Genomic DNA, 20,509 nt, shown 5'->3' with positions numbered 1-20,509 from the left:
TAATTGGTTAATCCAGCACCACTGACACCCTTTGGGTGTTTGTTGTGCTGGATTTTTCATTCCCGAATAAAGAGGGGAACAGGATAATGAATCAGAACTACATAAAGATTTATTTAAATGAACAACAGTATGACGTGCAATCCGGCACAACGATCTTAGAAGCGGTGAACCAGGCAGGCCTTGCGCTTCCGCAGGTGTGTTATGTCCCGGAAGTGGACCCGATTCAAACGTGTGATACATGTATTGTAGAAGTAGACGGAAAGCTTGTCCGGTCTTGCGCAACAAATGTTTCAGCTGGAATGAATATTTCACTTTCATCTGATCGGGCAAAAGCTGCACAGACAGAAGGAATGGACCGGCTGCTAGAAAATCATATGCTGTACTGTACAGTATGTGACAACAACAACGGAAACTGTACGCTTCACAATACAGTTGAAATGATGGGCATTGAGCATCAGAAATATCCATTTGAACCGAAAGTAGATCCGACAGAAGTCGACATGTCTCACCCGTTTTACCGCTATGATCCAAACCAATGTATAGCGTGTGGTCAGTGTGTGGAAGTATGCCAGAACTTGCAAGTAAATGAAACGCTTTCGATCGATTGGGAAGCAGAACGCCCGCGCGTTATTTGGGATGCAGGCACAACGATTAATGATTCTTCATGTGTGAGCTGCGGACAGTGTGTCACGGTTTGCCCTTGTAACGCATTAATGGAAAAATCAATGCTCGGTGAAGCCGGCTTCATGACAAAAATTGAACCAAATCTATTAGAACCTATGATTGACTTGGTAAAAGATGTTGAGCCTGGATACAGCGGTATTTTTGCAGTATCCGAAATTGAAGCAGCTATGCGTGAGACAAGAACGAAAAAAACCAAAACGGTTTGTACTTTCTGCGGTGTAGGATGCTCGTTTGAAGTATGGACAAAAGGCCGTAAAATCCTTAAAGTTCAGCCAAGCTCAAAAGCGCCTGTTAATGCGATTTCAACATGCGTGAAAGGGAAATTCGGCTGGGATTACGTCAATAGCGAAGAACGCATTACCTCTCCTTTAATCCGTCAAGGCGATGAATTTGTGGAAGCAACATGGGATGAAGCACTTGATCTTGTTGCAAGCAAGCTTGGCGGCATTAAAGAGCAGTTCGGCAGCGATGCTCTTGGCTTTATCTCTTCTTCAAAAATCACGAATGAAGAAAATTACTTGATGCAAAAAATGGCACGTCAGGTATTTGAAACAAATAACGTCGATAACTGCTCACGCTACTGCCAGTCACCAGCATCATGGGGGTTGCAGCAAACAGGAGGCATTGGCGGTGATTCTGGAACAATTAAAGATATTGCGGCTGCAGGTCTTGTCATTTTAGTCGGCTGTGCGCCTGCGGAAGGACATCCAGTGCTTGCGACGCGTATTAAACGCGCGCATAAGCTGCACGGTCAAAAGTTAATTACGGTCGATTTGCGCAGACATGAAATGGCGGATCGCGCTGACATGTTCATCCGTCCAAAACAAGGGACAGATTATGTGTGGATTGCGGCTGTGGCAAAGTATATGATCGATCAAGGCTGGCATGACCAGGCATTTGTCGATGAAAAAGTACATTTCTTTGATGATTACGTAAAAGGTCTTGAGCGTTTTACGCTTGAATTTGCGGAAAAAGAAACAAATATCCCAAAAGAAACATTAATTCAAATGGCGGAAATGATTCGTGATGCTGACGGAACAGCAATTTGCTGGGGCATGGGTGTCACACAAAACAATGCCGGTTCGTATACATCAGCTGCTATTGCGAACTTGCTTCTTGTGACAGGAAACATGGGCCGCCCAGGTGCTGGTGCGTATCCGCTTCGTGGCCATAACAATGTTCAGGGCGCTGCTGATATGGGAACTATGCCGAATATCTTCCCTGGATACCAGCCTGTTACAAACGATGAAATTCGTGCTAAATTCGAAAAAGCATACGGCGTAAATATTTCACCGAAGCCCGGGCTTGATAACATTGAAATGCTTGAAGCAATTAATGAAGGCAAGTTAAAGGCTATGTATATTGCCGGTGAAGATATGGCATGGGTAGATGCGGATTCTAATCATACCCAGGATATGCTGGCGAAGCTTGACTTTTTAGTTGTTCAAGAAATTTTCTTTACGACGACTGCACAATTTGCGGATGTGATTTTGCCAGGTGTTCCATCATTAGAAAAAGACGGGACGTTTACAAATACAGAGCGCCGCGTACAGCGTTTGTACCAGGCTCTTGAGCCAACTGGCAACAGCAAGCAGGACTGGTGGATTCTGATGCAAATAGCGAAGCGGTTTGGCTATGAGTGGAATTATTCTCACCCGAGTGAAATTTTTGCGGAAATGGCGAGCTTAACGCCATTCTTCAGCCAGTGTGATTATGATGTATTAGAAGGATGGAACAGCTTTAACTGGGGTTCACCAGACGGAAAAGATACACCGCTTTTATTTACAGATGGATTTAATTTCCCGGACAAAAAAGCGCGCTTTGCCTTGTTTGATTATGTTCCTCCGGTAGAATACCCGGCTGAATTTGATTTAACTCTTAATAATGGCCGTCTACTTGAACAGTTCCACGAAGGAAACATGACAAACAAATCAAACGGCATGAACAAAAAGCTGCCAAAAGTTTTCGTAGAGGTATCACCGGAACTCGCTAAAGAGCGAGGCGTGGAAAGTGGTTCACTCGTTCGCCTTTTATCTCCTTACGGTCAGATTAAGCTGAATGTATTGGTGTCGGATCGTGTTTACGGGAAAGAAATATATGTGCCTATGCACTCAAACAGTCATGAAAGTGCGGTTAACCTTCTTACTGGGAATGGATTTGATATTATTACTCATACACCAGCTTATAAACAAACGAAGGTACGGATGGAAGTACTGAGCGTTAGCGGGGAAAATCCACTGCCAAAAACAAGTCCAAGAACGAAAGAACGCCATCCTCAAAATGGGGTAGAGGCAGAACGCAAGTGGAAACGCCCTGGATATATTTCATTGGTTGACTAAACATTGGAGGTGAAAAAATGGCAAGTCCGATTACTACGTTAAAAAAACGTGAATGGAACGAAGAAGAAATAAAGCATCAGTCGCTCAATAAACTGACAGACAGTTTAACAGAAAATGAAGAAGCCCTTCAAAAAACAATGGCCATTGTCCGTGAACTTCATGACAGTGGGATCCTTGAAGCGGCAGAATCGATGCTGAAAGCGAAGGAAAATATTGCAGAGGTTGCATTAGGACAGGTAGGCCGAAAAGAAATGACCTCTTTAATCAACAACGCGATGGCGGCGGCCGGCGTTTTAACTGCCGTTGATCCAGAGCAAACAAAGAAATTGTTAACAGGCGTTGCCATTGGTTTGGAAGATGCAAAAGAAAAGCAAGACCAGAAAGTCGGTATGTTTGATCTGGTGAAAGCACTGAAAGATCCTGATATTAATCGGGCCATCAATTTCGGTCTTCACTTCTTAAAAGGAATTGGAAAAGGATTAAAAGAATAAATGTTTAGACGGGAAGGCAGAGAATACATCTGCCTTCCCGTTATTGTGTGACTAAATAGGAGTGATTAGGATGACGACAGAACAAGTATTAAAAGCCCTTCAGCATGTTCAGGACCCTGAGCTGCATCGGTCTGTTGTGGACTTGAACATGGTTCGCAATATAAAGATTAATGGGAACTCAATCAGCTTGGATGTAATTTTGACCATACAGGGCTGTCCGTTAAAAGCAAAAATTCAGGAAGACATTGAGTCTGCCTTGCGTGAAATCGGTTTGACGGATATTCAGCTTTCATTTGGGAGTATGACAGATGAAGAGCGGAAAGCATTATCTGCCACACTGCGTCAGGCGGAAACAACAGAAAGCGGGATGCCCGCTTTGTTAAAACCGGACTCCGGTGTTACGTTTCTTGCAGTTACAAGCGGAAAAGGCGGCGTAGGCAAATCAACGGTGACGATTAACCTGGCTGTTTCTCTTGCGAAACTTGGCAAAAAAGTAGGCATTATCGATGCTGATATTTATGGGTTTAGTATTCCGGTAATGATGGGCATTACGGAAAAGCCGGTGATGATTGACCAAACAGCTATTCCATTAATGAGCCATGGTGTATCAGTTATGTCAATGGGCTTTTTCTCGCCTGATAACGGGCCTGTTATGTGGCGGGGGCCAATGCTAAATAAATGGATCCGAAATTTCTTAGTAAACACGCACTGGGGAGAGCTGGATTATCTACTTCTGGATCTTCCTCCAGGAACGGGGGATGTTGCAATCGACGTGGCCGCTATGATTCCGCAAGCGAAAGAAATCGTCGTGACAACCCCTCACCAGGCCGCTTCTTATGTAGCGACACGTGCCGGTGTTATGGCAAGGCATACGAAGCACGAAATCGCAGGTGTTGTCGAGAACATGTCTTACATTGAGGAAAGAGACGGAACAAAGCGGTACTTATTCGGACAAGGAGGCGGTGATCAATTAGCGGAACGGCTGGAGACCAACGTGATTGCCCGCGTTCCATTCCAGCCGGTTGATCAAGGTTTTACAACATCCATTGCCGATGAAGACAGTCCGGCCAGCGAGGCGTTTGAACTGCTGGCAGAAACAATTGATTTCACTTATAAACAGTCACAATAAAAGCTATCAATCCTAGGAAGGAGAATAACGATGATACGGAAAGAAAAGCTTTTTCCCCTGCATCAGGTGCCGGATCACGTACGTGAAACATTTCCGGCGCTTTCTTTTCCTGATGAACAGATGCTACAAGAAGCTGTGGATTACTTAAGGATTTCTTTGTCGGATTTATTCTTTAATCCGAAGGGAGACAGTGCTCCATTTGTTTATTACAAAGAAATGGTCTTTGTTGAGCTGCCGGAAGTGCTGACCCTTGACGAGCTGGAATTAACAAAAATGAAAATCAAGATCCATCAGACCCACATAAGCCTCCAGCAATTCATAAAGCGGAATGAATGGAAACGACTGTTTTTATTTATGGATCCGCGCATTCTGGCGCCGGCTTTCGACGAGCTGTTTGATACGATTCCAGAGGAGCAAAGAATGGATGTGCTCCAAGTAATTCAAAAACGGAGCGGACCGTTTCCATTGCTGCGAAATGAATCAGCACTGCAAATGATTGCAGGAAATATGAAGTAAATGACAGCATAATTGCTGTAATATAGAATGTGCAAAAAACGCCGTTACAGATAAAGAACAGATGGTTAGATCTTTTTATAATAAAGGCAGGAAATATGAAATATATAAGTTGAACAATAGAATTTACACTTAACCGTTGAGAAAAAGATCAGGCAGCGGCACTTAGCCCCAGTCATGTAAGGACGGCATTCGCGCGGCTCCGCTTTCCACGGGACAAGCTGAAACGGGCGTGCAAAGCGCGATGACTGGTCAGGAAAGCGCAGCCTGCAGCCCATTACGCTGCTTTTTAAAAAGGTGCTCTTTCACGATAGGAAGCTGAGAAAGCAGAAATTTTAATTCAACTTATATAGAAGAGGTGCCCTGTAAAAGCTGCTATGCAAACTTTTACAGGGCACTTTTTTAATACCTCGAAACGAGTACGTCTTATAAATAGGACCGAAATATTCCTGAAGCATGGTATTTAGTGTTTTCAAACAGGCTTTTCTATAGAAGAGAAACGATACATAATTTTCTCCCTTCAAACAAAAGCTATATTTTGTTTGAAAAGAAGTGAACAACACAAAAGAATGTCCAACAAACGATAAACAGAGGGACTTCATATGACAACTATTTTAATTGCACTCATTCCTGCCATTGCCTGGGGAAGTATCGTGCTTGTAAGCGTTAAATTAGGGGGAGACTCTTACAGCCAGACGCTGGGCATAACGATTGGCGCGCTTATATTCGCAGCCGGCGTTTATGTATGGACCCATCCCTTTATCAATACGACCGCCTGGATAGCCGGTATCATTTCCGGCCTTTTTTGGGCGGTGGGCCAGCAGAACCAGCTTGGCAGCGTACCATACCTCGGGGTATCCAAAACGGTCCCTATTTCAACAGGCATGCAGCTAGCTGCGACCACTCTTTTTGGCGTAATTGTTTTTAAAGAGTGGACGACAGCCACAGCCATTTTGCTGGGCAGTGTCTCCATTATTCTCATTATTGTAGGAGTGATTCTCACCTCAGTAACAGGAGGTGAAGTCAACAAAGACTCCAGATCCGTTAAAAGGCGAAAAGGGATTATGCTTCTGCTTTTTTCGACGGCGGGATATCTTGGTTATGTCGTGATCATCCGCTGGTTTAACATTGATGGCTGGACGGCCATTCTGCCCCAGGCGATTGGGATGTTTGGCGGTGCTATCATTCTTACCTTTAAGCATAAACCGTTTAACAAGTATGCTGTCCGGAATATTCTTTCCGGCTTGATTTGGGGGATCGGGAACTTGGGCCTGCTCCTATCTCTGCCTCGCATAGGGGTCGCGACGAGCTTCTCTTTATCACAAACAGGTATCGTTATTTCAACGTTTGGCGGTATTTTTCTGCTGGGGGAAAAGAAGACAAAAAAACAGCTTCTCTTTGTTGTTATTGGAAGCATCTTAATTATTGCGGGCGGTGTGATGATTGGCTTCACTAAAAAATAACTCAAATATGGAGTGATGAGAATGTATAGAGACTTAGAGGGAAAAGTAGTTGTTATTACCGGTGCTTCTTCCGGACTTGGCCGGGCGATGGCCATCCGTTTTGGACAGGAAAAAGCGAAGGTCGTCGTGAACTACTTCAAAAATGAAGCGGACGGAGAAAAAGTGGCAAAAGAAGTTCAGGCTGCAGGAGGCGAAGCAATTAACGTGCAAGGGGATGTTTCCAAAGAACAGGATGTTAAAAATCTGATCACCAAAACGGTTGAGGCATTTGGTACCTTTGACATTATGATTAATAACGCGGGAATTGAAAATGAGGTGCCTTCTGAAAAATTATCGACAGAGGATTGGAATAAAGTTATCGAAACGAATTTGACTGGCGTGTTTTTAGGGTGCCGGGAGTCGATCGCTTATATGCTCGATCACCATATAAAAGGGACTGTCATCAATATGTCCAGTGTTCATGAAGTCATTCCCTGGCCGCACTTTGTCCATTATGCAGCAAGCAAAGGGGGCGTCAAGATGCTGACTGAGACGCTTGCGTTAGAATACGCGCCAAAAGGAATCCGTATTAACAGCATTGGTCCAGGTGCTATTGATACGCCGATTAATGCCGAGAAATTTTCTGATCCGAAAGCAAAAGCTGATGTTGAATCATTGATCCCGATGGGGTATATCGGCAAGCCGGAAGAAATTGCGGCGGTTGCCGCATGGCTTGCTTCTTCAGAATCGAGTTATGTAACAGGGATTATACGCTATTTGCTGACGGAGGAATGACAAAATATCCGGGCTTTCAAGCCGGCCGAGGATAAATTGAATAGATAGCTGACTTTTGCATACGATTCAAAAGTGTAAAGATGTTCAAACAATATATACAACTCGAAGCCGTGTTCAATGATACTTGAATGAGACTTTACGTTTTACGTCAGTATTCTAGACTAATTTAATTATCCAATACACAAAATAACCGGAAAAAAGAAGGATATTGGCGCAAGGTACGGTGTTCTTTATTTATCTTTCCATGCAATCACACTTTTTCACCGGAAGTTTACCACTATTTTTTACAATGAAGAAGGTGAACTTATGGGAATGATGCAGGTAGAAACGAAAAATCGGATGAACCAGACGTTTCTTAAATATAAAAGCAGGTCTGCCATTTTACGGCAGGCCTCAGCTTGTAGACAAAGTCTTCACTTTGAAGATGATGTCTGCAGGCTGGAAGAGCCGTCGTTGAGGATGGCTTTTTTTGTTTGCTGCTTTTAGGGGTTGAATAATGACCTGTAAAGCTTACAAACGTGATTTTCTCTCATTATTCGGAGAGTGAGTAAACTTAATTTGTCATTATCAATCTTTAAATCAAGTAGAAGCCATAACAGTTTCAATTTGATCAATTTCAAATATTGAGATAGTATAAAAATTATCATTTATTAAAAAGTATATAAACTGTATTGAATAAAGGAGTAATAACTTATGTCAAAAACTCATTATTTCCCAAACGATATTGTACATTTTACATGGAATGCGAACAATGAACCTGTCTTAACCATTCAAAGTGGCGATACAGTGATTTTTGAAACGAGAGAAGTGACAGATGGACAATTCACTATTGATTCGACCACAGAAGCGATCGCTGCACTTGACTGGAACCGTGTATATCCACTCGCAGGGCCGGTATACATAGAGGGAGCGGAGCCTGGAGATACACTGGCGGTTGAAATTCTGGATCTCAAAACAAAAGGCTGGGGATGGACTGCTGTACTTCCAGGACTCGGTCTATTAGCAGAAGAATTTCCGGATGCGTATCTGCGCACATTTGATTTGTCGGACGGCGAGTATATTCATTTCCGAGATGATATTAAAGTACCGATTGAACCTTTTTTAGGCACAATGGGCGTTTGCCCTAAGAATGCGGATAATGTTCCAATCATGCCTCCAGGAACATTTGGGGGTAACTTGGATACAAGGCAGCTTATGATCGGTACGACATTGTATCTTCCCGTACAAGAAATTGGCGCTCTTTTTAGCTGTGGTGACGGTCATGCTGCTCAAGGAGATGGGGAAGTATGTGTGTCGGCACTGGAATGTCCGATGTCTTCAAGTCTAAGATTTACGTTAATTAAAGGAAAGTCGATTCCAGCTCCACAGTTTCAAACAAAAGGCGCTTTGACACCGAAAGTAAATCATGCTGGCTTCTATGGTACGACAGGTGTTGGGTCAGATCTGTTTAAAGCGTCACAGGATGCTCTACGCGGGATGGTGGACCACATTTCAGAAACATACAAAATGTCCAAAATAGATGCCTACGTGCTTTCCAGTTTATGCGTTGACCTTAAAATATCAGAAATAGTCGACGCAGGACATTACGTAGTCAGCGCGGTCCTCCCGCTGGCAGTCTTTGAACACTAATATTGCACAGATAAACAGGATCAGGATATGGATAGAGTATTAAAAACTACTCATATCAAGTTAAAGAAAAAAGATTAATTGATTTTATAGTTTAGTGTATTGGTATCTTAACCGGTGCTGATACGCTTTTTTTCTTGCTTTCTCACGATGAGCAGTTTCATTATGCCTTTAAGAATGACAATCAGATGATTATGGCAGATGCTGAGCATTTTTTTGCATATTATGAATTTCGTATGATCAATAATTTGATTATTCCGACTAATACAGCACCATCATGAAGTGGGTTTTATGGATAAAAATGGATTATAATAATGAAGGTGTCAATGTTGCAGCAATAGGCGTAATGGAGCGGATGAAGAAATTCAGCTATTATTCCGGAGTTTTTTGAACACCTATGGGTACCCTAATCATTCGCCTCGAAATTTTGTGAAATATGCTTTTTTGTAATTATGGTTATAACATTTAGGCAAACGAGGATAGGCAAGAAATGTTAGTTCTAAATGTCAGCGAAGATTTGACTGGGTAATATATGTAAAATTCATTCATATACATACAGGGTATTTAAAATTTAGTATCTAATCATGTTCCTTGTGTAAACTCCAATTTCATATGAATTTCATTTTATTTGTTAAAATTGTAAATAGTGTGAATGGAGGACAAGTATGTTTATACATGAAGTTCAACCAGGCGAATCCTTATTTAGAATAAGCAACATGTACAAAACTTCTATTGATCAGTTACAATCGGCAAATGGTCTTGAAAAAACGAACATTGTTCCCGGCCAAGCTCTGCTTGTTCCTTTATATACGTATATTGTTCAACCCGGGGATACTCTTTTTAAAATTGCAAAGAAAGCGTATGTCACTTTAGCACAACTCAGGAATGCAAATCCCTCTGTTAGCGAGACTACTTTACAACCAGGTATGCGAATACGGATTCCCGATATTTCGAACTTTCTCGCAAGCACCTTGAGCTTTTATGTCATTCGAAGCCCAGAACAGGACCGAAGATTAATTACTGAATTTGCCCCTTACTCCTCATTTATCTCTCTTTTTGAGTATCATTTTGCAAATAATGGAGACATCGTCAATGATTTAAATGATGCGGTTGCGATTCAAACCACATGGAGACAGCGAGTTACTCCGATAGCGACTATCACCAATTTGACCCATCAAGGCTTTAGTCCTGACCTTGTTCATGAAGTTTTGAATAATCCTGCAAGCAGAACAAATCTTGTCAATAATATTTCCTCTTTAATTTCAAGAAAAGGGTATGGGGGAGTTAATATTGATTTTGAGGGTGTTTTGGAAGAAGACAGAGATCTTTTTACCGGATTCTTGCGTCAATTGAGTCAACGTTTGAGACCAACAGGATTTGTCGTTACAATAGCTGTTCCACCAAAAACAAGCGAGGATATTCCTTGGTTAAGAGGGTATGATTATGGCGGAATTGGGTCAGTAGTGGATTTTATGTTTATCATGGCTTATGATTGGCATCATGCTGGCAGCGAACCGGGGCCTGTCGCCCCAATTACGGAAGTAAGAACGACAGTTGAATTTGCGATCAGAAGTGTTCCGCGCAGAAAAATTATATTAGGAATACCTTTGTACGGATATAATTGGATCATTCCGTACAGTCAAGAGAGGATCGCTACAGCTATTTCAAATCAAAATGCGATAAGAACTGCCATGATGTATCAGTCGCCGATCCAATATTCAAAGGAATTTGAGTCTCCATATTTCCGATATACAGATGAAAAGAGAGTAACACATGAAGTATGGTTTGAAGATGCAAGAAGCATCAGCTCAAAAATGATATTAATCCGTGAGTATGGTTTACAAGGACTTGGGGCCTGGCAATTAACACTGGGATTTGCACAGGGACCTTGGCTTTTAAGAAAATTTTTCACTATTAGAAAGATATAAATTGGATTAGTACTGTTTTGTAATTTTGTATAATAATGTTACTTTAGCGAATAGTCAGTAAACTTTCCTAACTGCTCATCTGTTTTTGTTATCATTGTTTACTATACAAGCCGCTTGTTGGCTGAAAGAAAAAACCATCTCTTAAACCAGATGTTTCTTAAAAATAAAAACAGGTCTGCCATTTTACGGCAGACCTGTTTACTTTTTAAGCTCAAATCCAATATGATTCAGCGCTTGCTCCAAGTTGGCCACGATTAAAATAGTACCCAACTCCGCATTCATCTGAACGGCTTTCATGGCAAGATCCGGCCGAAACCCCGTTAATATTGGAGTCACGCCAATGAGTTTTAAGATTGTGACGATTTTCAAGAGCGATGCGATCACGGTTTCATTTATGTACATAATACCGGATAAATCAATGATGAGGTGATTGATTCCAAGCTCCGGGCTTTTAAATAGAGCTGTTTCAATGATGCCTTCCGCCCGACGTTCATCGATGTCACCAACAACTGGCAGGATCGCGACGCCGCTTGTAATCGGCACAACGGGTGCTGCTGTTTGATAAAGCTGCTGATGTGAATAATCAAGTTCAAGTACATACGTTAACAAGGAAGACATCGTTTCAAAAAGCGATATTTGTTCATCAGTAAAAGAGTGTTTTTTCGTATCCAGTCCACAAATCGTTCCATAGTTTTCGCCATCTTCATAATTAATGGGAATGGCGATAAACGTACCGCCTCCTAAATGTTTCGTTACATTCATTTCTTTTGTTTTTTCATCCATACTTAAATCAGGAATAATGAGGATTCTGTCTCCATGCTTTACACTTAAGCTGCAATAGCTTTCGTAAAAAGGAAGTTCTTCTCCTTCAGATACCAGTATATCTTCTTTGTTAAACACTTTTATCATGCGATTTGTTTTTCCGTCATTCCGCGCGATAAACAATGTATTTATGTCAACGAATTCCGCCATTAATTGAAGCACTCGAATGGCCGCTTCTTCAATATCTCGAAATTGGGTATTGTTTTGTCTTGTGTATGTTGTATTCATATAAACGTCCACGCTTCTTTCGTCAGCAAATTTCAGATCATTGGACTATCATATCATGAGAACAGGCCGCACAAAAATTTTAAACGTAGAAGTAGATGAAAATGTATAATAGAGAGATATGGGTCATGAAAATGGTTGAACTGCTGCTGACGATGCTATTATGTGGGGACAGCCATCACAGCTGTTATTATTTTACTTTTTTATAAGCGGGCCATTAAGACGAAAAAAGAAAATGTACCGTTCGAAGAAGATGTTACCGGCCGGCTGCATAATCCAGCACATCATATAGTGAATTAAGACCCTCGGCACTTTGTGTGACGGGGGTTATCTTTTTGGTTATATTAGATGAGAAAAAATATTGAAAATGCGTTCTTTCGGCGGGTAGCACTACTCCTGGTCAATATGATTAACATTGATAAACAAATTATAAATTCAAAAACCCTGTGCTTTTTGAACTGACGCACAAGGTTTTTTAATGCAAGTAGAATGTGACCTGTGTTTTGAAATCACTTCTGTTATTCCAAAAGAAAGGCCACGATTTTTGTTAAAGGATAATAAATACAGATTAAGGGTTAATAAAAGGCTTCTTTATCTAGGCATTTGTTTGAACAGATTTATGGCAAATAATAAAACTCCTATCACAATTAAAAGAGAGCCAATAATCGCTGCCGGCATAAAAGCAGCGTCACCTGTCCAAATTTGAAAGCCGATTGCCATCATCATGATCGGCAGGCCGATATTGTGGAGCCAGAAATGAATTCGTGCCAGCTTTGTCTGGGCGGCAGCGGGATAAAAATGATAAATAAGACCAAAAAGCGCCATTGAAACCCATCCAAGCAAATTAATGTGGGCATGTACGGAAGTTAACCTGAAATCATGAATGATGCCCATTGTCATTCCAAGCAAGACGCCCGCAACAAAATAACAAACAGCAATCTTCAAATACAGCTTTTCCATCAATTCCCCTCCCTATATCATCATATTTATTCTTTGTTTATTATAGTAAGCGTATTGGAAGAAAGAACCTTAAGCGCTTTCTTTCTGTCAATATTTCTGTTGGAGAGTAAATGACCATGCTGTTGGGTATAGGGATGTATAATTAATAAAGGAGGGAGCCTATGGCGATTGTTCAATTATTGAAAAAGGGAAATACATCATCCGGCATTGCGGCACTTGGTAACACGATTCTCGCAATTTTAAAATTTTTTGCCGCTGCATTCAGCGGGAGCGGAACGATGTTTGCGTCAGCAATGCATTCACTTGCGGATGCCATTAACCAAGGATTTGTTTTCTTTGGAAGCTCGCTCGCTGAAATGAAGCCGTCTAAGCGGTTTCCGACCGGATTCGGCCGCGTCGTCAATATTTTTTGTATGATAGCGGTCATTGTTGTATCGATTATGGCATATGAAACGATTTTAAAAGGATGGAAATTACTTCAGCATCCGGAAGAATCAACCGATTTTTTATTAAATGCATTGGTATTGCTGGCCGCGTTTATTATTGATGGATTTATTTTATTTAAGGCAATGAAAGAGATCTTGCATGAAGCGCGCGTGGAGAAAAAAGGGAATATTGTCGCTCAGGCATTTAAAAATGTCGGCAAGGCTTCGCCAGCCACACGACTTGTATTTTATGAGGATTTAGTAGCGACAGCTGGAGCTGTACTTGCATTTATCGGGATCAGTCTTGCTGAATTCGGTATTTTAGCGGCAGATGGAGCGATCACAATTCTAATCGGCTTACTTATGATTTTTGTCGCGTTCCGGGTCGGTTACGACAATATGATTGGTCTCATTGGTGTTGCGGCGCCGATTGAAGTGGAAATAAAAGTGGGACAGGTTATTTTAGAGGATACGGATGCTGTGGATATCCATTCGCTGCGAATTATGCAGGAGGGGCGTTCGTATCATGTAGATGGCATCGTAGAGCTTCGTAAAGGATTAACTCTTGCGGATGCAGATGATATTAAATTCAGGGTGAAAAACCGCCTTCTCAATCAACCGGAAATAAGCGATGTAACCCTTGGCATTATTGAAGATGATGGAGCGACAAGCTGGACTTCCTCTCCCAAACCATTATAAAAGAACCGTATGGCGGCTGCCATCTGGTTTTTCCAGTCAAAAAGGCGGATATGACCTATAATGAAAAGCAAGTTTTGCTTGAGAGGAATTTCACTTTATGCACACGCACCGTTTATTTTTCCCAGGCTGCATCCCTTCTGATGAGATGATTTCTGCCGGGCAGGCGCGAATTATAAATAATTCATAAAATATTCACTATGCGCTGGATCTCAATCTTGTATTTTAGCGATTAAGGAGTATTTTTTAATGCCGGCAAAAAAGGTTTCAACATTATTTAAAGATCCAATCGCTTTGTAAATAAGAAAACATTTTTTATTTCTAATTTTGGACAAAACGGCCGCAATCATGTGTTTTCAAGCAGTTGGATTGCCTCATTAATTTTTGAATAAAATGAAGGCTGTGCCGCACACTATACAGGCAACATATTTTATTCAGGAGGCGATTTTGAATGACTTCACCACAATTTAATCATGGGGCACATGAAGTACTTGATGTTCATGAAGTGTTATCATGTTCAGTTGGCGCATTAAATAAATATACAATGCTGCGCTCAAAAGTACAGGATCCGGAACTTTTGGACATTTTAAATCGCCAGTATGCATTTATGGTGCAGGAGTATAATACAACGGTCGATTGTTTCAAGTCTGGAAAGGACCCTGCTTTTCCCACAAAAAGCTATATGATGAAACAAGACAACGAATTTATATACGGTCTTGAAGCAAAACAGCCGACAAAGCCTATACAAACAGAAACGGAAATCAATGACGAAATCATCTCCGGATTTATGCTCGGTGCGCATAAATCCGGTGCAGCGTTAAAAACATATGCTGCACTAGAAGCGACAAACCCGGTTGTTCGCCGAGTTTTAGCAGACTCTGTGCCGAACTGCATTGAAATGGCATATGAAATTTCAATTTATCAAAACAAGCACCGATATTACCAGGTGCCGCAGCTTTCTGAAGCAGATATGCAGATGATGCAGCAATGCTATGCACCGGCAACTCAAACTATCCCTCAATAAGATTGAAAACCGCCCTTGCGTATTAGGGCGGTTTTTTTGTACCATAAAAGAAAAAAGCTGTTACTACAGAGGATTTTTCGTAAAGCGAGGCTGAACGAACATTATTTTTTGTATGATATTATTTACAGGAGATAGTTAAAAGAACGAATGGCTGACCAATACATAAAATATAATATTTTCTTGGTGTTTCCGGATATCCTGCGGTGATATTCGCATGCCTAAGTACGGTGAGAGCGAGCGGCAGCGTATCTTAAAAATTGATATCTGATCGCATTTAAGGAGGAAAACATGAAGTTAGTTTCATTAAATATTGGCAAGCCGGCTGAGCTGTCATATAAAAAGAAAACGGTTTTATCAGGTATTAAAAAAAGACCGGTTCAAACCTCACTTTATTTGTCCAACATTGGGTTCATTGGAGATGGACAAGCGGACCTTATTCATCATGGCGGGGAGGACAAAGCCGTTTGTGTGTATGCACTTGAGCATTATGCATATTGGGAAGAAACATTTAATCGGCCGCTGCCGCCTGCTGCTTTTGGTGAAAATGTAACGGCCGCAGGAGTGCTTGAAACAGATGTCCATGTCGGTGATGTGTTTCAATTGGGAGAATCGATTGTGCAAATCAGCCAGCCGCGTCAGCCATGCTTTAAACTCGCCGCGCTTCATCATGAACCGAAACTTGCTCTTCTAGTAGAAGAGACAGGTTATACAGGTTTTTATTTCCGTGTTTTAACAGAAGGAAAAGTTAAAATCACCAGTGAGCTGAAGCGGACAGAGATCCATCCAGCCAAAATAACGATAAGTAAAGCAAACACCATCATGAATAATAAAAACGCTGATCGGGAAGATGTTCACATGCTGAGTCAGTTAGAAGAATTAGCCGAAAGCTGGAAAAAACCACTTCGTATACGGTTACAGTAATATAAAATGACCAGGGGGAAATAAAGCTCCCTGTTTTTTTGTGATCATTCCATGAATAAATTTTGACGATAATATGAAATAAGTTTGACAATTTTGTGAATATGGGTAAAATAGAAAGTAAGAAGGAGCTGATTAAGAATGACAACAGAACAATTGAAAGTGCTATCATTTATTAAATACTTTTCGGGTGCCGGATGTATCATTGGAGCAAGTATCTTTATTATTAGTTTATTTGCAAGCGGTCTCAACGAAGGGTTTATGATGTCGATTGTTGGAGCGACCATTCTTGTCAGCTCCATGTGGGTGTTCGGTATTGGTTTAATGTTTGTGTTAATCGAAAATCTTAGTGCAAGACGGCAGAATATAAACCAATAAAAAAACCCGGAGCGGAATAACCCGCCCCGGATTTTTATTGGTAACCCCAGATCATCGTAAGTAATGTTCCAAGGATCGTCACTACACCGACAAACAGGGCGTAGATGATATTCGTATACAATGTTTTTTTATCTTCTGATTCGCCGATATGCATGAAGAGAAGAAGCTGCACGCTTGCCTGAGCAATCGCTGTAACAATTAAAATAGCCATTCCCATTTTGTATGACATATCAAAAGTGAGAACCGATAATGCAACGACAGACAGGACAAGAGAGAACATAAAGCCCATAACGTGCTGCTTCGGAAACAATTGCTTCATCATAGTACCATCAGTCCTTTCAAATAAACGAAGCTGAAAATGAAAATCCAGACGACGTCAAGGAAATGCCAGTAAAGTGAGAAGATAAACGATTTATTAGCTGTTTCCGGTGTCAGTCCGCGTTTTCTTACTTGAAGCAGGATCGCTGTTCCCCAGAAAAGACCGAATGTTACGTGCAAACCGTGTGTGCCAAGCAGTGTCATCAAGGCTGAAAGAAACGCGCTTGTTTGGATCGTTGCACCTTCATTCACATACGTTACAAACTCATAAATTTCAACGCCGAGGAAGCCAAGACCGAGCATAAGTGTAATGACAAAGAACGTCATCATCGCTTTTTTCAGTCCAAGCCGCATAGCATGAATCCCAAGACCGATAGTAAAACTACTTGTCAGAAGTAAAATTGTTTCAATCATAACCGGCGGCATATGGAAGATTTCCTGCGCGCTTGGTCCAGTGCCAAAGCGGTTTTCAAGTGTAAAGTAAACCGCAAATAATGTTGAAAACAAGGCGATCTCAGCACCTAAAAAGATCCAGAAGCCGAGAATTTTCAGCCGGTTTTCTTCGGTGCTGTACTCGAGTGGCAATGATTCATCTATTTTCACTTCTTGTCACCTCCAAGTTCCCGTTCTGTCCGTTCAATTTCTTCCACTGAAATGTAATAGCCATGATCTTGTTCAAACGAACGGAGTGCCATGAAAACAAAAATGGCAATCGTGAATATGATAGCCGGAATCCACCAGCTGAAAACAGCGCAGAAGCCTGCGGCAAAAAAGGCGCCGCTCATTAGGAATGGCATACCGCTGTTGCTCGGCATATGAATTGGCTCATAAGGGTCATCGCTAAGCATCCGGTTATTTTTCTTCGCAAACCAGAACGCATCGAGTTCATTAATTTTCGGTACACGTGCAAAGTTGTATACCGGCACAGGGCTGTGTGTAGCCCATTCAAGAGAACGCGCATCCCATGGATCTCCATCCTCATCGCGCGGGCTGTAGCGGATGCTCCAGTAAATGTTGTAGACGAGAATGATAAAGCCGATCCCAAGACCAACGGCGCCAATGAATGAAAGCATATTAAGAGGGCCGTAGCCAGTGCTTTCAGAGTACGTATACATACGGCGTGTCATTCCGTTTAGTCCAAGAATGAACAGCGGGAAAAACGCCACATTAAAGCTGATTGTGATAAACCAAAATCCAAGTTTTCCAAGCTTTTCGTTTAAGCGGAAACCGAATACTTTCGGGAACCAGAAATGGAATCCGGCAATAACCGCAAATACTGTTCCTGGAATTAATACGTAGTGGAAATGCGCTACAAGGAACATTGTATTGTGGTATTGATAATCGGCACTCGCCATCGCAAGCATAACACCTGTAACCCCACCGATTGTGAAAATCGGAATAAACGCAAGAGAATACAGCATTGGTGTTGTAAAGGAAATTTTCCCTTTATGCAAGGTAAGCAGCCAGTTAAATATTTTCACCCCGGTCGGTACAGCAATCGCCATCGTTGAAATAGAGAATATGCTGTTGACCATAACGCCGTGGCCCATTGTGTAGAAATGGTGCGCCCAAACAACGAAAGAAAGAAGGGAAATCGCAACCATACTGACAACCATCGACTTATACCCGTATAAGTTTTTACGGGCAAAAGTGGAAATAATTTCACTGAAAATACCGAAAGCAGGAAGAATAACAATATATACTTCAGGATGTCCCCAAACCCAGAACAGGTTCGCCCAAAGCATGTCCATTCCACCGTCCTGCATCGCGAAAAATTTGGTGCCAAACTGGCGGTCCATTGTCATTAGGGCAAGCGCCACAGTCAAAACAGGGAATGCGAACACGATAATAACGTTTGTGATTAATACCGACCATGTAAACATCGGCATTTTCATCCATGTCATACCAGGTGCGCGCATTTTTAAGATTGTCACAACAAAGTTAATACCTGTCATCAATGTACCAAGACCGGCAATTTGCAAGGAAAGTGCGTAATAGTTATTCCCGACAGTCGGGCTGAATTCAAGACTGGCAAGCGGGAAATAAGCAGACCAGCCGGCATCCGGTGATCCTCCAATAATAAACGAGATGTTAAACAGTCCCGCACCGGCTGCAAACAGCCAGAAGCTTACTGAGTTCAAGCGCGGGAACGCTACGTCGCGCGCGCCAATTTGCAACGGAATAATTACGTTCATTAATCCGATAATAAACGGCATCGCCATGAAAAGAATCATAATAACGCCATGCGTTGTAAAAATTTCATTGTAATGCTGGGCATTAAGCAGCCCATTTTCCGGCATAGCGGTCTGACCGCGCATTAAAAGGGCATCAACGCCGCCGCGGAACAGCATGATAAGCGCTACTAATATATACATAACGCCAATTTTTTTATGGTCGACGGTTGTGAGCCATTCACGCCATAGGTAAGCCCATTTTTTGAAATAGGTAAGCCCCACAACAATGGAGATAGCGCCGACAATAATGCTGATCATAGCAGCAAATAACATCGGATCGCCGGTGAAAACGAAAAATTCGTCCCATTTCATACGTTGTTAACTCCTTTCAGATTTCTAAATCTTATTCTGCTTCTTCTGCATCCTTATGATTGAAGTGATCAGTCTCTGAAGAAGGAGCTGTTTTCATCTCTTCCTCATCTGAAACAGGTGCTCCATGATGTTGGCCTTCAGGAGCCGGACTAAATTCTAAATGTGTTGATGAATAGGTTTGACGTCCAACAAAGTCTGTTTCAAGAAGTTCATCAAATTCTGCCTCTGATAGTTCAGGAGCTGTTGTTTTTACATCATTCACCCATTCTTCATAGTCAGCCGGAGTCATCGCCTGCGCTTCAAATTCCATTTGTGCATATCCTTGACCATTAAAGTTCGAGTTCCGGCCCATAAATGAACCAGGCACATCTGCAGCCATATTAATTTTGGTTACATGGGCGCTCATTGCATATTTTTGACCGGCAAGCTGTGGAATCCAGAAACTTGTAATCGGTCCGTATGAATAAAGTCGGAATTCAACCGGACGATCCACAGGCATATTCACATAGTTCACGGTTTCAATGCCTTCTTCTGGATAGCTGAAGTGCCACTTCCAGTTCGATGACGATGCATAAATAACGAGCGGTTCCTGGTCTTCATAGCCTAATGGCTTGCTTTCAACTTCGCTCGTCGTCTGGACAGTCACAACAGACAAAAACACAACGATAATGATCGGAATAACCGTCCAAATAATTTCAAGCGTTTTGCTGCCATGTTCATGAGGAGGTTCATAATCATCTCCCATTTTTGAAGCCCGGTATTTAACGAGCATGAACGCATATAACACATAAACGACAAATAAAATACCAGCCATCACAATGATGGACAAAATGATCGTGTCAGATAACGTTTTGGCTTGTGGTCCTTTTGGATCAAGTATCATAAGCCGGTTTTCACACCCTGCAAGCACTGTAGCGATAGTGAAAATTGCTGACAGTAACAGCCATTTCTTTTTCATGCTATACCCCTTTCTTATGTAGTTACCTAGTAAAGCGAAAAGATTGTTAATATATTCACAATTGAGCAGTTTAAGGTAGATAAACAAGAATTACAACGATCTTTTCGCCTTCTCTTATGCTAATCCTATTAGGAGTAAAAAACAATCCTTTAGCGGGAGTGTCACAAAAAATTCAACAGTTTTCGAGCCTTTGCCGAAAAGGGGAAATTCTGGATGGCTCTTTTCTGAAAAATATGTCTCTATGATTATCTCATGCGGAACAGGGTAATCTATAAAAAGAAATGATAAAAAG

The 20,509-nt window shown here is 41.7% G+C and carries 18 protein-coding genes and 1 pseudogene; 13 read left to right on the top strand and 6 right to left on the bottom strand.

The features are described from left to right. The first annotated feature begins 86 nt into the window (after nt 1-86). From fdhF to BA724_RS05540, 8 genes and pseudogenes are all read left to right on the top strand, one after another. Complete coding sequence (gene fdhF / locus BA724_RS05580; protein ID WP_069937674.1) at nt 87-3,023, top strand: formate dehydrogenase subunit alpha; 2,937 nt, start codon at nt 87-89, stop codon at nt 3,021-3,023. A 17-nt stretch (nt 3,024-3,040) separates the two neighbouring features. After that, on the top strand, nt 3,041-3,514 hold the full coding sequence (locus BA724_RS05575; protein ID WP_069937673.1) for a helical membrane plugin domain-containing protein: 474 nt from the start codon (nt 3,041-3,043) through the stop codon (nt 3,512-3,514). Between the two features lie 70 nt (nt 3,515-3,584). Further along, nucleotides 3,585-4,643, top strand: a complete 1,059-nt coding sequence (locus tag BA724_RS05570) for a P-loop NTPase (RefSeq protein WP_083256086.1) — start codon at nt 3,585-3,587, stop codon at nt 4,641-4,643. Between the two features lie 30 nt (nt 4,644-4,673). Next, on the top strand, nt 4,674-5,159 hold the full coding sequence (locus BA724_RS05565; RefSeq protein WP_069937672.1) for a hypothetical protein: 486 nt from the start codon (nt 4,674-4,676) through the stop codon (nt 5,157-5,159). 599 nt (nt 5,160-5,758) lie between these two features. Next, a complete protein-coding gene (locus tag BA724_RS05560; RefSeq protein ID WP_069937671.1) occupies nt 5,759-6,619 on the top strand; it encodes a GRP family sugar transporter in 861 nt (286 codons plus the stop codon). Nucleotides 6,620-6,640: 21 nt separating this feature from the next. Next, nucleotides 6,641-7,428, top strand: a pseudogene (locus BA724_RS05555) (glucose 1-dehydrogenase). 658 nt (nt 7,429-8,086) lie between these two features. Next, entirely contained in the window at nt 8,087-9,022 is a 936-nt protein-coding gene (locus BA724_RS05545) for an acetamidase/formamidase family protein (protein WP_069937669.1), read from the top strand. 662 nt (nt 9,023-9,684) lie between these two features. Beyond that, nucleotides 9,685-10,947: a glycoside hydrolase family 18 protein gene (locus BA724_RS05540; RefSeq protein WP_069937668.1), complete on the top strand. Its 1,263-nt coding sequence runs from the start codon at nt 9,685-9,687 to the stop codon at nt 10,945-10,947. Between the two features lie 198 nt (nt 10,948-11,145). On the opposite strand, the gene BA724_RS05535 is transcribed toward BA724_RS05540, so the two are convergent. Next, on the bottom strand, nt 11,146-11,997 hold the full coding sequence (locus BA724_RS05535) for an STAS domain-containing protein (protein WP_069937667.1): 852 nt from the start codon (nt 11,995-11,997) through the stop codon (nt 11,146-11,148). A 162-nt stretch (nt 11,998-12,159) separates the two neighbouring features. Between BA724_RS05535 and BA724_RS19005 the strand changes: the two genes are divergently transcribed. Next, the gene (locus BA724_RS19005; protein ID WP_281181995.1) at nt 12,160-12,294 is read left to right on the top strand and encodes a hypothetical protein; all 135 of its coding nucleotides are present in this window, start codon (nt 12,160-12,162) and stop codon (nt 12,292-12,294) included. A 291-nt stretch (nt 12,295-12,585) separates the two neighbouring features. Here the strand turns inward: BA724_RS19005 and BA724_RS05530 are convergent, their stop codons facing one another. Continuing rightward, nucleotides 12,586-12,954, bottom strand: a complete 369-nt coding sequence (locus tag BA724_RS05530) for a heme-copper oxidase family protein (RefSeq protein WP_069937666.1) — start codon at nt 12,952-12,954, stop codon at nt 12,586-12,588. 161 nt (nt 12,955-13,115) lie between these two features. On the opposite strand from BA724_RS05530, the gene BA724_RS05525 reads away from it, so the two are divergent. The 4 genes from BA724_RS05525 (at nt 13,116) to BA724_RS05510 (ending at nt 16,395) form a co-directional block, all read left to right on the top strand. Further along, a complete protein-coding gene (locus BA724_RS05525) occupies nt 13,116-14,078 on the top strand; it encodes a cation diffusion facilitator family transporter (protein ID WP_069937665.1) in 963 nt (320 codons plus the stop codon). Nucleotides 14,079-14,526: 448 nt separating this feature from the next. Then, nucleotides 14,527-15,099 (top strand): spore coat protein, encoded by a 573-nt coding sequence (locus BA724_RS05520; RefSeq protein ID WP_069937664.1) that lies wholly within the window; start codon nt 14,527-14,529, stop codon nt 15,097-15,099. A 288-nt stretch (nt 15,100-15,387) separates the two neighbouring features. Continuing rightward, nucleotides 15,388-16,020 carry an MOSC domain-containing protein gene (locus tag BA724_RS05515; protein WP_069937663.1) on the top strand — a complete coding sequence of 211 codons (633 nt, stop codon included), beginning with the start codon at nt 15,388-15,390 and terminating at the stop codon, nt 16,018-16,020. Nucleotides 16,021-16,158: 138 nt separating this feature from the next. Then, nucleotides 16,159-16,395: a hypothetical protein gene (locus BA724_RS05510; protein ID WP_069937662.1), complete on the top strand. Its 237-nt coding sequence runs from the start codon at nt 16,159-16,161 to the stop codon at nt 16,393-16,395. A 34-nt stretch (nt 16,396-16,429) separates the two neighbouring features. Here the strand turns inward: BA724_RS05510 and qoxD are convergent, their stop codons facing one another. From qoxD to qoxA, 4 genes are read right to left on the bottom strand one after another with little or no spacing between them, the layout of a single operon-like run. Continuing rightward, nucleotides 16,430-16,714: a cytochrome aa3 quinol oxidase subunit IV gene (gene qoxD / locus BA724_RS05505; protein ID WP_069937661.1), complete on the bottom strand. Its 285-nt coding sequence runs from the start codon at nt 16,712-16,714 to the stop codon at nt 16,430-16,432. Continuing rightward, nucleotides 16,714-17,316, bottom strand: coding sequence for a cytochrome aa3 quinol oxidase subunit III (qoxC, locus tag BA724_RS05500; RefSeq protein ID WP_069937660.1), 603 nt, complete (start codon nt 17,314-17,316; stop codon nt 16,714-16,716). Before qoxC ends, qoxD begins: the two co-directional genes overlap by 1 nt. Next, the gene (qoxB, locus tag BA724_RS05495) at nt 17,313-19,259 is read right to left on the bottom strand and encodes a cytochrome aa3 quinol oxidase subunit I (protein ID WP_069937659.1); all 1,947 of its coding nucleotides are present in this window, start codon (nt 19,257-19,259) and stop codon (nt 17,313-17,315) included. Before qoxB ends, qoxC begins: the two co-directional genes overlap by 4 nt. A 31-nt stretch (nt 19,260-19,290) precedes the next feature. Further along, nucleotides 19,291-20,217: a cytochrome aa3 quinol oxidase subunit II gene (qoxA, locus tag BA724_RS05490; RefSeq protein ID WP_069937658.1), complete on the bottom strand. Its 927-nt coding sequence runs from the start codon at nt 20,215-20,217 to the stop codon at nt 19,291-19,293. Nucleotides 20,218-20,509: the final 292 nt, after the last annotated feature.

Origin of the sequence: Domibacillus iocasae (assembly GCF_001750285.1) — a bacterium.
GTDB classification, from domain to species: domain Bacteria; phylum Bacillota; class Bacilli; order Bacillales; family Domibacillaceae; genus Domibacillus; species Domibacillus iocasae.
This window is presented reverse-complemented; position numbering and strand designations above follow the sequence as displayed.

What these genes read in the sequence shown, in the direction of transcription:
- fdhF (WP_069937674.1), top strand. Translation starts at nt 87, where the DNA reads ATGAATCAGAACTACATAAAGATTTATTTAAATGAACAACAGTATGAC.
- BA724_RS05575 (WP_069937673.1), top strand. Translation starts at nt 3,041, where the DNA reads ATGGCAAGTCCGATTACTACGTTAAAAAAACGTGAATGGAACGAAGAA.
- BA724_RS05570 (WP_083256086.1), top strand. Translation starts at nt 3,585, where the DNA reads ATGACGACAGAACAAGTATTAAAAGCCCTTCAGCATGTTCAGGACCCT.
- BA724_RS05565 (WP_069937672.1), top strand. Translation starts at nt 4,674, where the DNA reads ATGATACGGAAAGAAAAGCTTTTTCCCCTGCATCAGGTGCCGGATCAC.
- BA724_RS05560 (WP_069937671.1), top strand. Translation starts at nt 5,759, where the DNA reads ATGACAACTATTTTAATTGCACTCATTCCTGCCATTGCCTGGGGAAGT.
- BA724_RS05545 (WP_069937669.1), top strand. Translation starts at nt 8,087, where the DNA reads ATGTCAAAAACTCATTATTTCCCAAACGATATTGTACATTTTACATGG.
- BA724_RS05540 (WP_069937668.1), top strand. Translation starts at nt 9,685, where the DNA reads ATGTTTATACATGAAGTTCAACCAGGCGAATCCTTATTTAGAATAAGC.
- BA724_RS05535 (WP_069937667.1), bottom strand. Translation starts at nt 11,997, where the DNA reads ATGAATACAACATACACAAGACAAAACAATACCCAATTTCGAGATATT.
- BA724_RS05530 (WP_069937666.1), bottom strand. Translation starts at nt 12,954, where the DNA reads ATGGAAAAGCTGTATTTGAAGATTGCTGTTTGTTATTTTGTTGCGGGC.
- BA724_RS05525 (WP_069937665.1), top strand. Translation starts at nt 13,116, where the DNA reads ATGGCGATTGTTCAATTATTGAAAAAGGGAAATACATCATCCGGCATT.
- BA724_RS05520 (WP_069937664.1), top strand. Translation starts at nt 14,527, where the DNA reads ATGACTTCACCACAATTTAATCATGGGGCACATGAAGTACTTGATGTT.
- BA724_RS05515 (WP_069937663.1), top strand. Translation starts at nt 15,388, where the DNA reads ATGAAGTTAGTTTCATTAAATATTGGCAAGCCGGCTGAGCTGTCATAT.
- BA724_RS05510 (WP_069937662.1), top strand. Translation starts at nt 16,159, where the DNA reads ATGACAACAGAACAATTGAAAGTGCTATCATTTATTAAATACTTTTCG.
- qoxD (WP_069937661.1), bottom strand. Translation starts at nt 16,714, where the DNA reads ATGAAGCAATTGTTTCCGAAGCAGCACGTTATGGGCTTTATGTTCTCT.
- qoxB (WP_069937659.1), bottom strand. Translation starts at nt 19,259, where the DNA reads ATGAAATGGGACGAATTTTTCGTTTTCACCGGCGATCCGATGTTATTT.
- qoxA (WP_069937658.1), bottom strand. Translation starts at nt 20,217, where the DNA reads ATGAAAAAGAAATGGCTGTTACTGTCAGCAATTTTCACTATCGCTACA.